Origin of the sequence: Chryseobacterium sp. PvR013, from assembly GCF_017833095.1 — a bacterium.
In the GTDB taxonomy this organism is placed as follows: domain Bacteria; phylum Bacteroidota; class Bacteroidia; order Flavobacteriales; family Weeksellaceae; genus Chryseobacterium; species Chryseobacterium culicis_A.
On the sequence record NZ_JAFIBT010000001.1, the window covers coordinates 1,463,664 to 1,476,645 of the forward strand.

14 protein-coding genes are annotated in these 12,982 nt (G+C 38.2%); 7 read left to right on the forward strand and 7 right to left on the reverse strand.

What is annotated here, in order from left to right; all coding sequences use genetic code 11:
- Positions 1-14 precede the first annotated feature (14 nt).
- Together JOE44_RS06625 and JOE44_RS06630 are read right to left on the reverse strand one after the other, a co-directional pair.
- Positions 15-3,317 carry a TonB-dependent receptor gene (locus JOE44_RS06625; RefSeq protein ID WP_209784869.1) on the reverse strand — a complete coding sequence of 1,101 codons (3,303 nt, stop codon included), beginning with the start codon at positions 3,315-3,317 and terminating at the stop codon, positions 15-17.
- A 51-nt stretch (positions 3,318-3,368) separates the two neighbouring features.
- The gene (locus JOE44_RS06630) at positions 3,369-4,316 is read right to left on the reverse strand and encodes a FecR family protein (RefSeq protein ID WP_245169728.1); all 948 of its coding nucleotides are present in this window, start codon (positions 4,314-4,316) and stop codon (positions 3,369-3,371) included.
- 241 nt (positions 4,317-4,557) lie between these two features.
- On the opposite strand from JOE44_RS06630, the gene JOE44_RS06635 reads away from it, so the two are divergent.
- A complete protein-coding gene (locus tag JOE44_RS06635) occupies positions 4,558-5,184 on the forward strand; it encodes a sigma-70 family RNA polymerase sigma factor (protein ID WP_209784870.1) in 627 nt (208 codons plus the stop codon).
- Between the two features lie 133 nt (positions 5,185-5,317).
- Here the strand turns inward: JOE44_RS06635 and hxpB are convergent, their stop codons facing one another.
- The gene (hxpB, locus tag JOE44_RS06640) at positions 5,318-5,965 is read right to left on the reverse strand and encodes a hexitol phosphatase HxpB (protein ID WP_209784871.1); all 648 of its coding nucleotides are present in this window, start codon (positions 5,963-5,965) and stop codon (positions 5,318-5,320) included.
- A 36-nt stretch (positions 5,966-6,001) separates the two neighbouring features.
- A complete protein-coding gene (locus tag JOE44_RS06645) occupies positions 6,002-6,622 on the reverse strand; it encodes a metalloregulator ArsR/SmtB family transcription factor (protein WP_209784872.1) in 621 nt (206 codons plus the stop codon).
- Between the two features lie 194 nt (positions 6,623-6,816).
- On the opposite strand from JOE44_RS06645, the gene JOE44_RS06650 reads away from it, so the two are divergent.
- The 6 genes from JOE44_RS06650 to JOE44_RS06675 all read left to right on the forward strand — a co-directional run bounded on the left by JOE44_RS06650 (position 6,817) and on the right by JOE44_RS06675 (position 10,418).
- A complete protein-coding gene (locus tag JOE44_RS06650) occupies positions 6,817-7,443 on the forward strand; it encodes a superoxide dismutase (RefSeq protein WP_209784873.1) in 627 nt (208 codons plus the stop codon).
- Positions 7,444-7,464: 21 nt separating this feature from the next.
- Positions 7,465-7,965 (forward strand): DUF2480 family protein, encoded by a 501-nt coding sequence (locus JOE44_RS06655; RefSeq protein WP_209784874.1) that lies wholly within the window; start codon positions 7,465-7,467, stop codon positions 7,963-7,965.
- A gap of 5 nt (positions 7,966-7,970) precedes the next feature.
- Complete coding sequence (locus JOE44_RS06660) at positions 7,971-8,540, forward strand: NAD(P)H-dependent oxidoreductase (RefSeq protein WP_209784875.1); 570 nt, start codon at positions 7,971-7,973, stop codon at positions 8,538-8,540.
- Between the two features lies 1 nt (position 8,541).
- A complete protein-coding gene (locus JOE44_RS06665) occupies positions 8,542-9,594 on the forward strand; it encodes an NAD(P)/FAD-dependent oxidoreductase (RefSeq protein ID WP_209784876.1) in 1,053 nt (350 codons plus the stop codon).
- A gap of 5 nt (positions 9,595-9,599) precedes the next feature.
- Positions 9,600-9,923, forward strand: a complete 324-nt coding sequence (locus JOE44_RS06670) for a 2Fe-2S iron-sulfur cluster-binding protein (RefSeq protein WP_209784877.1) — start codon at positions 9,600-9,602, stop codon at positions 9,921-9,923.
- Positions 9,924-10,067: 144 nt separating this feature from the next.
- Positions 10,068-10,418 carry a 4Fe-4S dicluster domain-containing protein gene (locus JOE44_RS06675; RefSeq protein ID WP_105682736.1) on the forward strand — a complete coding sequence of 117 codons (351 nt, stop codon included), beginning with the start codon at positions 10,068-10,070 and terminating at the stop codon, positions 10,416-10,418.
- A 90-nt stretch (positions 10,419-10,508) separates the two neighbouring features.
- Here the strand turns inward: JOE44_RS06675 and JOE44_RS06680 are convergent, their stop codons facing one another.
- The 3 genes from JOE44_RS06680 to JOE44_RS06690 all read right to left on the reverse strand — a co-directional run bounded on the left by JOE44_RS06680 (position 10,509) and on the right by JOE44_RS06690 (position 12,962).
- Positions 10,509-11,444: a 2-dehydropantoate 2-reductase gene (locus JOE44_RS06680; RefSeq protein WP_209784878.1), complete on the reverse strand. Its 936-nt coding sequence runs from the start codon at positions 11,442-11,444 to the stop codon at positions 10,509-10,511.
- A 63-nt stretch (positions 11,445-11,507) separates the two neighbouring features.
- Positions 11,508-12,089: a Crp/Fnr family transcriptional regulator gene (locus tag JOE44_RS06685; RefSeq protein ID WP_209784879.1), complete on the reverse strand. Its 582-nt coding sequence runs from the start codon at positions 12,087-12,089 to the stop codon at positions 11,508-11,510.
- Between the two features lie 75 nt (positions 12,090-12,164).
- The gene (locus JOE44_RS06690) at positions 12,165-12,962 is read right to left on the reverse strand and encodes a class I SAM-dependent methyltransferase (protein ID WP_209784880.1); all 798 of its coding nucleotides are present in this window, start codon (positions 12,960-12,962) and stop codon (positions 12,165-12,167) included.
- Between the last annotated feature and the right edge of the window lie 20 nt (positions 12,963-12,982).

A 12,982-nucleotide genomic window follows, 5' to 3' on the forward strand; every position in this document is an offset into this window, starting at 1 on the left:
TCTTGATTGTGTTTTTAAAACATATAGTTCACACTCAGGCTGAACATTCTTCCACTGTAAGCCCGAAACATAATCTTATCAATATTCTTGTCATACCTGTCTGTTGCACCTGGTAAAAGCCCCCATGCCTCCCTTTCAGTTCCGATTGCACTACCCAGTCCCAGTGGTATTACATAGGAATTGTAATTATTATAATATTCCTTCACTCTATTGAATAAGTTTCTTGCATTGAATTTTAATTCAAGGTTTTTGTTTCGAAGAAATTTATAGGAGATCTGTGCGTCTGCCACAGCATAAGGACGCTGTATTTCTTCTCCTTTGTAAGCATACCCAACGGTGATGTACTGATCTCCTTTAGCATTATATAAAAAGCTAAGTCCCAAACGATCACCATCATAGGTCAATCCAAGATTATAGGCATAAGGAGTCTGTCCATAGAGCGGGCGTTTTACTTCATAGGTTTCATCATTCTCACCTGTTTTATAAAGATCTTTAAAGGCTACTACCTTTGTATGATTATAGGTGAAGTTTCCGCTTATAAAAAGTTTTTCCAAAAAGGTTCCGTCTGCAATAAATCCTAAATTCTTTCTTACCTCAGCCTCTACTCCCAATAATTTTGCGTTTTTCGAATTACCATTATAGAGATATAGATTTCCTTCGCTGGAAATATGTCCCTCACGTTCTATGGGTCTGTCTATATTTTTATAATACAGCCCTGCAGAAAAGATTTCTCCCAATGCGGGAAACCATTCAAATTTGAAATCATAATTATTGATGACTGAAGATGTCATTTCTGTATTATAAATCAAACCATTAGCTATAGGGTCAAAATAGGGCAAACCAGTTCTTTCATTAAATTGCGGACGAATTACAGATCTGTTGTAGGCAAGTCTGAGATTCATTTTATTCGTAGGACTGTAGGTAAAGTTCATAGAGGGCATCCATTGCCACGGTTTATCCTCAATGGCCGCTCTTTCTACATTCTTGGTATCACTTGGGTCTAGCTGCTGAGAGATGAGATTATATTTAAAATATTCTGCCCGAAGTCCCCATACCAATCTAAATTTCTTCCAACGGTTATCAAACATGACAAAAACTGCGTGCTGATTAACTTCTCCTTCATATTTATCATTTTTATACAGTGCCCGGGTTTCCCATCCAATGCCTCCCGGTACATAGTGAGATCCATTGAACCATTCTGCAAGAGCTCCATACATTGTCAAATAATTTTTTTCACTATTCGGAACATTTCTGTTCTCATCTACTCGCAGAAAGAATTTTTGTTGTTGATTGGTATTATTTTTCAATGTTCCTGCATATCCTGTCTTCACCGTATTTTTTACGTTTCCAAAATCCAGATCCCATTTAACTGAAGCGCCATAATTGTAATCAGTCTCTTTATTGGCTATATATCCTCTATAAAAATTTCCTCCTGTATTATAAATTTTATGATAGGTCAGGATCTCACTCCCAATAAAATCATATAGCGTCAGATACTGAGTATAATCTTTAGTATCAGATGTTATACCGGTTCTTGCTGCAAACCAGTTGACTTCTGCGTTTCCTATTTTATGATTCCCTTCCAGTTTATTTTGTAGCAGCATCTGAAAAATGGGATAATTCGTATTATCAGTATAAGGCCTGTCTAAGTTTTTGATCTGAGCGGGATCATTATTGGGTATAATTCCGTTATAAAAATAATTGTAGGCTAATTCTGCATTGGAAGCCATGGCACTACCCGTAGTATATTCATTCCAACCGGTAACTCTTGTTAAGGTATTATCAAAAATATGAGTATAGGAATTACGGAATGAAATTCTGTTTTTCCCTAACTGAAGTCCGAAATTAAGCATCCCCGCAACTGTAGAGTTGTAATTATAGGAAGCACCTTTATTTTTGAAGTTATAAAATGGTATAGGAGCTACTCCTTTTGTTTCCCAATCTGCAACATAAGGTCCCGTGGTATCCAGCCAGTTTCCTCTTCCTGTGTGGTCAATGTCCAGTTTATTCTGTTCATTTCTGATGACAAATGCTCCTGCAAAACCCCATTTATTATTGTTTTTCAGCGCATATGTTCTTCCTAATGCCAGCTGTATATTAGATCCCATGTCACCTCTGGTTTTATAGGTGCTGAAATTATCATTGGTAAACTGTCTGGACTGCTCAAAAAATCTGGGATCTGTCCAGTTCATCGGTTCAAGTCCTTTAGGAAAATCCCTGCTTCCGTCATCATATCCGAAATAATCATACTTTCCCCTCTTACGGGTTAAAAATTCTTTGAAAGCAGACTGGTCGTTATATGAAGTTCCCAGGGTTACCGTTGTAAAATTTTCATTGGGAATATCTTTGGTTCTTACTTCCACGTAGCCACCTGCAAAGCTTGCATTCATATCTGGTGTTGCAGATTTGCTTACCACCACACTTTCTACCATGGCAGTAGGAATGATATCAAATGAGAAGTTCTGATTATAAGCTTCCGTACTGGGCAGGTTGATTCCGTCCATGGCTGCAGTATTCCAACGTTCTCCCATAGATCGTACTACCACATATTTATTATCGATGGTGGTGATACCTGTTACCCTTTTCAGTGTTCCTCCCACATCGCTGTCCGGCGTTTTGGAAATCTGCTCCGCTGAAATACCATCACTCATCTGAGCTGCTTTTTTCTGTTGGGCAAGAAGTCCCGCCTGAGTATCTGCTTTACGGGCAGCTGTGATAACAACTTCTTTGATGTCTGTAATTTTATCGGAAGCTTTGTTTAAAGCAAATGAAACAGAACTGGTTTCTTTATTGGTAACAGATAGTTTTTCAACCCTCAGCGTATTATATTTGGGAGCTTTTATCGTCAGATTATATGTTCCCGAAGGAAGATCTATGGTAAAATCTCCGTTATTATCTGTGACTACGGTTTTCTGAGCAATAGTAACTTCTGCTCCGGTAATGGGGTTTCCCACCTCATCCACTATTTTACCGGAGATACGTCCGTTTCCCGGTACCGAAATGTTTGAACTTTCATATTTTATCGAAATAAGATCACCATGCAAACGGTAGATAACAGGAAGCCCGTTGGTAATATCCTTCAGGCAGTTGTTGACAGAAGTATTTTCGCATTTCACCCCTTTTACCTTCAGTTCTTTAATATCTACCTTGGAATAAGCCAGTCTCATTCCCGTTTTTCCGGCAAATTCTTCCAAAACTTCAATCAACGGTCTGTTGGCAGGTACGGAAAATGTTACTTTCTGAACCAGCTCCTGAGCTTCTGCGGCTACAGTAAAAAATAAGGCTGCTATGGTAATCCCACATTTCAAACTTTTCATACTTAATAGTGTTCTCTTGATTATGATTATTTATTTTTTTTGAATAATGATTTATTTCTTAAGGATATAAGTGTTTTCTTTTTTCTGAACTTCCAATCCAAGAATGAAGGCCAGCGATTCTATATTTTCGCTAACTGTTCCTCCGGTAAAATCAGCCGTTATCTTTTTATCTTCGGCCTCTTTAGGATACAGTACTTTAGTGTTATAATTGCTTTCCAGCACTGCTACGACTTCTTTTAAAGGAACATCGTTAAAACTCAAAGACAATATTGAAGGAATTTTGTTTGTCGGGTTTTTCACAGGTTTCAATGAAATAATCGCTGTGGTATGAGCAACCCCGAAATTGGTCCACTTCTGATTAGGTTTAAGAAAAGAAACAGGAACTCCCGGAGATGATACCGCTACCTTTCCTTCATAAAGATCAACAGCTTTTTTCTTTCCGGACTGTGTGATTTTAAACACAGTTCCCAATACTTTAGTACTGAAACCCTCAGCATGAACAATGAAAGGATGTATTTTTGACTTCGCCACAGAAAAGACAGCATCTCCTTTTAAATTCACCACTCTGGTAGAAGCAGGAAATGATTTTGCTACAGTCAGTTCAGCACCTGGCAAAAGAGTGACCACCGATCCGTCTTCAAGATAAACAACACGGTTTACCGATTTTGCGAGATATACATCAGGCTTTATGAACATGGTGTAAGTAAAAATACCTCCCAGCGACAAAAGCAAAATAATAACGGCCGCAATTTTATAGAAGGATGTTTTAAAACTTTTTACAGATTGTATATCTCTTTGAGGAAAGTAATATTCAAGCCCAGCTAATACCCTTTCTCTGGATTCTTTCAGATGAACAGTATCCAGATCTTTTTCTGTACGGATCTTCCATTGTTTTAAAAGTTCATTTTCTTTTTCCGAAATTGGGTCTTCCGAAATTTCCCGTTCCCAAAGTCTGAAAACAAAGGCTTCAATATTTTTATAAGTTAAACGTTTTTTCATAGGGTCTTTAATGGTATTCACTGATACTTCTATCTATAAGACCGTGAAAATGAAAAACTTCCCCAGCGCATTCTTAACCTTATATTCACATTACAACCAGATTGTTAATAATTTCTACCCTTTTTCACATTTACTCAACATTAATGTCATATTTGAGTGCTGTTTTTCAGAAATATTTAATCTTACTCTACCCAAAGTTCACAAAAAGTTAATTTTCCTTTAGGTAATTTTGTAACACAATATGAGCCCAACAGACTATACATTATTAAAGAAAATAAAATCAGGCGACCGCCCTGCATTTATGCTGCTGTATGACCGATACTGGGATAGTCTATATCGCTTTGTTTTTCTACGGACACGGGATAAAGAAATCTCTGAGGAAATTCTTCAGAACCTATGGATAAAGATTCTTGAGAATACAGATATGATACAAACCGATGATACGGCAAGTGCGAAAGGCTACCTTCTCCGCCACCTTCATTACAGAATCATTGATTTTTATAACAGCTACAAAAAAGCACCTCCTACTCTGAGCATTGACGAATTTGATATTCCCAATGAAATTGAAATAGCAGATACAGACTACTTTGAAATCCTTGAGGAAAATGAGATCAGTACTCTGCTATCAATGATTGATGAAGTGGTTTCTCAGCTTCCTTCAACGGAACAGCAGGTGTACGATATGAGAATCCGAAAAAATATGTCTGTGAATGAGACCGCAGAAGCACTGGGAATCAGCAACAAGACGGTAAGTAATAAATTAAGCAAAGCGTTGGGAGAAATCCGAGAACAGCTGAACCCTGAGTATCAGTCGTCAAAGAAACTGATTTCGATCCTGCTTTTGATGGAGGCTCTGACGAGGTATTAAGGATGGCGAGGTTCGGGATTCGGGGTCAAGTCAATGGTCAATTTGCTACGCAGTCAATCGTCAATTTTTATAATAGCTATCAAAATTCACAGCGAAGCGGATTCACTATTCACTATTCACTATTCACTATTCACTATTCACTAAACACTGGGAGCAAAGCCTTATTAAAGTCCAGGATTTTAAAATCGGCAAGATTTGAGTCTATGCTTTCATCATTATTCGTGAAAATTACAGTCTGCATTCCGGCCTCTTTTGCAGCCTTTAATCCTGAGTGGCTGTCTTCAATAGCAATGCAGTGTTCCGGGGAAACCCCAAGATTTTTTGCAGAAGTGAGATAAACTGCAGGATGAGGTTTTCCCTGAGTTTCAAACTCTGATGAGTGAACAGTATCAAACAATTCACGAACCTGAAGTTTTTCAAGAACAACATGTGCTACACGTAAAGGAGCATTGGTTGCCAGCCCTATTTTATATTCTTTAGTCTTAAGATTTTTAATAAACTCCTGCACACCGGACATTGTACAGTCTTTGGTCTGTATCATCTCGATCACCCTTGTTACCACTTTATGTTCCAGATCGGATGCATCAAAATTTTCCCAGGGAAATCTTTTATACCAGAATTCGGTTACTTCATGAGTGGTCATATATTTAGTTTGTGCTGCAAGATCTTCTGTAACCTGCACTCCATAAGATGAAAATACATCAAGTTCTGCCTGTGTCCAGAATTTTTCTGAATCTACCAGAACACCGTCCATATCAAATATTACTGCTTTTAAAGCCATCTTCTGAATGATAAATTATAAGTTATGAATGATCACTTACTGGCTGATTTTATATACACAGCGCTGCCCTCCGGAAATGATATGATCTATTCTTTCCACTTTGTAATCCTTACCGATCAAGGATTGAAAATTGGATAATTCGGCACGGCAGAACCCCTGACATTCTGTTGCCGCAGCACATATGGGGCAATGGTTTTCAATCAGAAAATAATCTTTGCCTTCTTTTTTCCACTCTGCCATATAGCCTTCTTCACTACGAACTTTTGCGAGAGATTCAAGGCGCTGTTCCAGAGATTTTGCGTGAGAAAGTACTTTTTCATACCGCTCATGGGTATTCTTTTCCCTATCACTGATCAGTAAGTCCAAAGCATTGTCACCCAAAAGATTTTTTACTGATTTCAGAATCTGAACCGTGACATCTGCATGTGTATCCGGAAATTGAGACAATCCTTTCTCTGTAAGGGTATAGTAAGTAGATGGACGGCCCACGCCTTCGCTCTTCACCGAAGACCGGATCAATCCTTCCTGAGCAAGGTTCAGTAAATGCTTTCTAGCCCCTTCTTTGGTGATCGAAAGCTCTTCAGCAATAAGAAGCGATGTAGCTTCACCTCTCATCTTTAAAAACATCAGAATACGATCCGCAGCCGGCTTCTTCATTTGACAATATTTAGGTTGTTTTATTTTTCAACAACAAATATAGTCATTTTCTATAACCTCAAAAATCAAAGCTTAAAACAAACATTTACAATATATTATACTTTCGAACTATAGCATTAATAAAACAACATAAAAGTTGTTTTATTCAAATATATTTCTACCTTTGTCATACATTAATCAAAAAAATAAATACGATGAACCCGTTTACATTACCCCAATTACCTTATGCTTATGATGCCTTGGCACCTTTTATAGATACAGAAACAATGACAATTCACCATCAGAAACATCATCAGGCTTATGTAGATAATCTGAATACTGCACTGGCACAAACCAATGAAATCAATCCCGACCTTGATTCACTACTTCAAAGAATTAGCGAATACAGTCCTGCTGTAAGAAATAATGGTGGCGGTCATTATAATCATTCTTTATTCTGGGAAATCCTTTCTTCTCAACCCAAGCTAAATCCAGAAGGTATGCTTCATGATGATATCACGGCAACTTTCGGCAGTCTTGAGAACCTTAAAGCAGAAATAAAAAAAACAGGTTTGGCGCAGTTCGGTTCCGGATGGGTATGGCTTTTTGTAAAATTCAACGGATCTCTGGCCATCAGCTCTACCCCTAATCAGGATAATCCGATGATGGATATTCTTTCCATGAACAGAGGTTTTCCGATTCTTGGAATAGATGTATGGGAGCACGCCTATTATCTGAACTATCAGAATAAAAGGGCCGATTATCTGGATGCTTTCTGGTCTGTACTGGATTGGTCTTCCCTAGAGAAAAAATACGAAGAAGCTTTATCAAAAGTAAGATAATCAACACAGAATAAACAAACTATGACTGAGGAAAATTTTATCAATAAAGCAAAGGCTTCCGGCATTATTGCCCTTGACCTTTCAGACTATAAACCTACTACGGAGATTGTAGAACTGGATATCAAAGAGTACCTTTTCATGGGAATGATTGTTAAGGAAAAAGAGTTTAAAGAATCAATTGCTGCGGTAGATTTTTCTGTATACAACGAAAAAGCAGTGGGTATTACCTGCTCTACCGATGCCATCATTCCGCCATGGGCTTACATGTTCATTATGGAAAAACTTTCGCCTTATGCTTCTTATGTGGATTTAAATGATGCCGAAGCAATTCTGCTCGATCTCTGGAAACGCCGTCTCATTTACGCTGATCTGAAACAGTATAAAAATCAGAAAGTGGTTGTTCGGGCCAGTACCCATCATGATCCTTCGCTTTATTTACTCGCTGCAGGATTATTGAAACCTTTGGTTAAGACACTGATGTATGGCGAGATAGGATTACCCAAAGTAATTTTTAAACAATAAAAAAAATGAAAGCAATCATATTCAACGGATCACTGGAAAGAAGAACCTTATCTACTTCCGGACTGATTTCAGAGTATTTTTCAGAACAGCTGAAAATACTGGGAATTCAAACAGATATTTTTACACTGGCTGATTCCGGCATTCCATTATTCGATGTTACTCTTACCAAAACTCCTTTGGCGGTAGAACGCATGACTCAGATGTTCACTGATGCAGATCTGCACATCTGGCTGGCTCCTCTTTATCACGGAAGTATTCCGGGAGTGATGAAAAACTGCCTGGACTGGCTGGAAGTGACCGCCAACAGGTATGAACCTTATCTTACGGATAAAACTGTGGGGTTGGTATGCTGGGCAGATGGCCTTCAGGCGATGCAGGGAATCAATGCCATGGATTCTATTGCCAAATCATTGCGTGCGTGGCCATTGCCATTCAGTGTTCCTATTGTAAGATCATCATTATTTGCCTCTGATCAATCCACTGAAATTTCAGCTCTCTACGCTGGTAAGTTTGATAAACTGATCAGCATTGCTACCTCCAAAAAAATAGAAAAAACGACTATAAACCATTCATAACATGATAGAAACAGATATACTGATCATTGGTGCCGGCCCTGCAGGGTTATTTACGGTATTTGAAGCCGGCCTTCTCAAAATGCGCTGCCATATTATAGATGCACTGCCGCAGATGGGAGGCCAGTTATCAGAGCTGTATCCCAAAAAACCTATTTTTGATATTCCCGGATTTCCCAGTGTACTGGCCGGAGAACTCATCGATAATCTTTATGAGCAGATTAAACAGTTTGAACCGGGCTTTACATTTAATGAAACAGCAATACATCTTCTCAAACTGGAAGAAAATCTTTTTGAAGTGATTACTGATAAAGGAACAAAACACAGAGCGAAAGCCGTTATTATAGCCGGAGGTCTGGGAAGTTTTGAGCCTAAAAAACCACCTATTGAAAATATTTCTGATTTTGAGGAACGCGGCGTTAGTTATTTTATCAAAAGGCCGGAGGATTATACCGGAAAACATATAATCATTGCCGGAGGTGGGGATTCCGCACTGGACTGGACGATTCATCTTGCTGAAATAGCTTCGTCCGTTACTCTTATTCACAGAAGGAATGAATTCCGCGGAGCTCTGGATTCTGTTGAAAAGGTAAAAAAATTAAAACAGGATGGAAAAATCAACCTGATTACCCCGGCAGAAGTGGTAGCTGTGGAAGGAGAAAATCAGTTAACAAGAATATTTATTGAAAAAGAAGGAACAATTCAAGCCATTGAGACAGATTATTTTATTCCTCTGTTCGGGCTGGTTCCCAAATTAGGTCCTTTGGCTGATTGGGGACTTGAACTGGAAAAGAATGCGATAAAAGTAGACAACAGCGCTGACTTTCAAACGAATATTCCAGGGGTGTATGCTGTAGGAGATATCAATACCTATCCTTATAAAATGAAACTGATTCTGTGCGGATTCCATGAAGCAGCCATTGCCTGCCAAAGTATCTATCAGCGTTTAAATCCCAATAAAAAATTTGTACTAAAATATACCACGGTAAGTGGAATTGAAGGCTTTGACGGCACCAGAAAGCAGGCAGAAAAACAGGTAGTAGCTACTATTGACTAAGGATTATGGAGAATGAAATTACTATTACTGTTATCGACCAAAGCGGTAATGCTCATACATTATTATGTCCTTTAGAAATGGGACTTACGCTTAAAGATATCTGCAAGGCTTACGAATTACCCATGGAAGCTATGTGTGGAGGAATGGCCATGTGTGCCACCTGTCATTGTTTTATTCTCAGTGAAGCCATCCCTCTTCCTGAAAAAAATGATATCGAGGAAGCTCTGTTATCAGAACTGTTTACCTCCAATACAACCAGCAGATTAGCCTGCCAGATTCATCTGACTGCCCAAATGGATGGACTGTCAGTAAAAATTGCTGCAGATTAATGAGTTAAAATTAAAAATTAGCACACTTTATGCTGCTTATTTTCAAAGAACAGTGTTGAACTGCTGTAATTAAGTTTAGCGGGGATTTCTGAATCGTCCGACGTTGAAGAAATCCCTTTTTTAAACCCTTTAAATTCATACAATATGGCTATAAAAATAACAGATGCCTGTATCAACTGTGGAGCCTGCGAACCTGAATGCCCCAACTCAGCCATTTACGAAGGTGCTATCGACTGGCGCTGGAAAGACAAAACAAAACTTTCAGGACATATCACATTTCCTGACGGCACAGAAGGTGATGCCGATGCATACCATGAAGCTGTTTCGGATGAAGTTTATTATATCGTTTCCGGAAAATGTACAGAATGCAAAGGTTTTCATGAGGAACCACAATGTAAGGCCGTGTGCCCTGTAGACTGCTGCATAGATGATCCTGATCATAGAGAAACTGAAGAAGTATTATTGGACCGGCAAAAGTTCATGCATAGTGCTTAATAAATTTCTATCTTTTATATTTAATTTTCAATAGAGGCGGGTTTTAACCCGCCTTCTTATATTTCCTATTCTTTCGGCTTTAGCCAAAACTTATTTTGCAGTAATCTCAGTGTAGATTTTCTGAGTAAAAGAAGTTTCTACACCTGTTTCAGAACCATATTTCAATACGGCACCTGCAAATAGTTCCAGTTCATTATCCTTCTTTCCCGAATGGATATCAAGCTGTAAGGAAGTAGGCGTTTCAAAAGGAAATGTAGACGCTTTTTCAAATGTTTTATCAATGATATCTTCCTGAAGATGGATTTCTTTTTTAGCAGCAATCTGTTGTATTTCTTTCATAATTTCAGTTGCTTCCATCTTCTGTTTCTCGTCCGCACATACAGTTCCGATGGATGAATTATGCTTTGCCGTTACCAATCCGAAACTGGCAATGAAAATAAATTTTGTCCAGATATCCGTTAATGAATTATCCTTGAAATCAAAGTCAATTTTACTTTCTCTCAAAAGGTCTGTAACCCATTCCACTGGAGTGGAAAAATGCTCAGGATCTCTACCAACAATCATTTTCCCGGCTTTTCCTTTATGCTCTACAATTCCTCTCTCTTTAATATGAGAAGCTACATAAATACAGGTTGGAAGAATGGTATGCTCCGGAATAACGGTACGTATTCTGTCATAGATGTCTGCTCCGTTCATCATAGGAAGCAAGATCGTATCTTTGTTGATGACCGGCACCAACTGCTTACATACATTTTCAAGGTCATATTCTTTTACACAAATTAATACCAGATCAGGATTTTCAATCTCACTGACGTTCTGTACAATGGTATCAGGATGAGTCTGCGAATTAGCATGTTCAGGAGACAGCAAAGTCAATCCGCTATCTTTTACTTTCTCATAAGTTTCTCCACGGGCAACAAAGGAAACGGTATATTTCCGGGAAGTTTCATTAGTCTGATTTATTTTAAATCCAAAATAACCGCCTACACCACCCAATCCTACTACTACAATATGTTTTTTGTTCATGAATTATTTTTAAACAAAGATCAGTGATCATTTCTGAACTATCACTTGACAAATGAAAAGAAATTACAGTTTGTGAATATCCCTTCGGATTCTGCTCAGTGAGCTGTCTTTAATTCCTAAATAAGAAGCAATTACCTTCAAAGGGACATGCTGAAAAATATCGGGATCCTTCTTCATCAGATTGAAATATCTTGTGGATGCTTTCTGACTGGCCATTTCAATCAGTCTGTCATGAATATTATAATAATTAAGGACAAAAAGAAGCCGGCTAAACTCCCTGAACTCAGGAATATTATGGAAATTATGCTGTACATTTTCCAATCCTGTTTCCCAGAAAATGCAGGCTGTAACAGTTTGATATATTTCTTTGGTAGGCTGCTGTCTGAAAAAGGATAAGAAATCATTAACGAAGCAGGGAGCTTTATAAATATTGGTGGTAATCTCCTCATTATCTTCATTCAGAATATACGAGCGGACATACCCTTTTTCAAGAAAATAGGTTTTGGTACTGATGGCATCTTTATCCAGCAAAATTGTATTGGCTTTCAATTCAAAGCAATTAAATTTTTCAGTGATCTTTTCAACCACTTCTTTTTCAATACTGAATAGAGAATGAAAGTAAGTGTTAAGTGATGATTTGTCCATTAAAGTATCTTCATAAATCTATTTTGAGACTTCTAAAATAGTGATAATTCAGATATTCGTAAAAATTTCTAGCCTTTAATGGTTTGATTTCACTGCTTTCGTTGCTATAAATGTTGGTAGATATTCATCAATTAAAAAGCGCGGATTTGGCTGCATTTCTTCTATAAAATCTGCAATTAAAAAACCTGCTCTCAATTGTCCGCCAATAAGATCTGAAAGTGTATGCCCGAAAACCAGCGCTTCACTATGTTCCAATTTTCCATTAATCTGATTCTGATCCAAATCTTTTATATCAGCATAAGGAAGTGTATATTTTGGTCTGATAATTCCATCTTTTATATCCTGAGGATTTCGGTCTGCTATAAACACAACGGGATTAAAAAAGCTGGCCAGCAATACTCCTCCTTTTTTCAAGACTCTATACGTTTCTCTCCAAACGGGATTCACATTTTCCACATAATGGTTGGATATGGGATGAAATACAATATCAAATGTTTCATCTTCAAATACACTCAGGTCTCTCATGTCCCCCTGAATGGTTTTCAGTGACAAACCGTCACGCTCAGCAACTTTTTCATCCTGTTTAAGCTGTTCACCGGAAATATCAAAAACAACTACGGAAGCTCCTGCTGCTGCCAGTACCGGAGCCTGCTGTCCTCCTGCAGATGCCAGACACAAAATTTTCTTTCCTTTCACATCTCCCAACCATTCCTTATTTAATGGTTTCGGAGTCAGATGAACCTCCCATTTTCCAGCTTTCGCATCATTAATTAAGTCTGTACTTACAGCTTTTGACCATTCATTCTCTTCTAATGCCTGTTTGTTCCAGGCCGCCTCGTTGTGCTGTATAAAATTGATTTCACTTTCCTGCATATTTTTCATTTTCCGGTCAT

What these genes read in the sequence shown, in the direction of transcription:
- JOE44_RS06625 (WP_209784869.1), bottom strand. Translation starts at nt 3,317, where the DNA reads ATGAAAAGTTTGAAATGTGGGATTACCATAGCAGCCTTATTTTTTACT.
- JOE44_RS06630 (WP_245169728.1), bottom strand. Translation starts at nt 4,316, where the DNA reads ATGAAAAAACGTTTAACTTATAAAAATATTGAAGCCTTTGTTTTCAGA.
- JOE44_RS06635 (WP_209784870.1), top strand. Translation starts at nt 4,558, where the DNA reads ATGAGCCCAACAGACTATACATTATTAAAGAAAATAAAATCAGGCGAC.
- hxpB (WP_209784871.1), bottom strand. Translation starts at nt 5,965, where the DNA reads ATGGCTTTAAAAGCAGTAATATTTGATATGGACGGTGTTCTGGTAGAT.
- JOE44_RS06645 (WP_209784872.1), bottom strand. Translation starts at nt 6,622, where the DNA reads ATGAAGAAGCCGGCTGCGGATCGTATTCTGATGTTTTTAAAGATGAGA.
- JOE44_RS06650 (WP_209784873.1), top strand. Translation starts at nt 6,817, where the DNA reads ATGAACCCGTTTACATTACCCCAATTACCTTATGCTTATGATGCCTTG.
- JOE44_RS06655 (WP_209784874.1), top strand. Translation starts at nt 7,465, where the DNA reads ATGACTGAGGAAAATTTTATCAATAAAGCAAAGGCTTCCGGCATTATT.
- JOE44_RS06660 (WP_209784875.1), top strand. Translation starts at nt 7,971, where the DNA reads ATGAAAGCAATCATATTCAACGGATCACTGGAAAGAAGAACCTTATCT.
- JOE44_RS06665 (WP_209784876.1), top strand. Translation starts at nt 8,542, where the DNA reads ATGATAGAAACAGATATACTGATCATTGGTGCCGGCCCTGCAGGGTTA.
- JOE44_RS06670 (WP_209784877.1), top strand. Translation starts at nt 9,600, where the DNA reads ATGGAGAATGAAATTACTATTACTGTTATCGACCAAAGCGGTAATGCT.
- JOE44_RS06675 (WP_105682736.1), top strand. Translation starts at nt 10,068, where the DNA reads ATGGCTATAAAAATAACAGATGCCTGTATCAACTGTGGAGCCTGCGAA.
- JOE44_RS06680 (WP_209784878.1), bottom strand. Translation starts at nt 11,444, where the DNA reads ATGAACAAAAAACATATTGTAGTAGTAGGATTGGGTGGTGTAGGCGGT.
- JOE44_RS06685 (WP_209784879.1), bottom strand. Translation starts at nt 12,089, where the DNA reads ATGGACAAATCATCACTTAACACTTACTTTCATTCTCTATTCAGTATT.
- JOE44_RS06690 (WP_209784880.1), bottom strand. Translation starts at nt 12,962, where the DNA reads ATGCAGGAAAGTGAAATCAATTTTATACAGCACAACGAGGCGGCCTGG.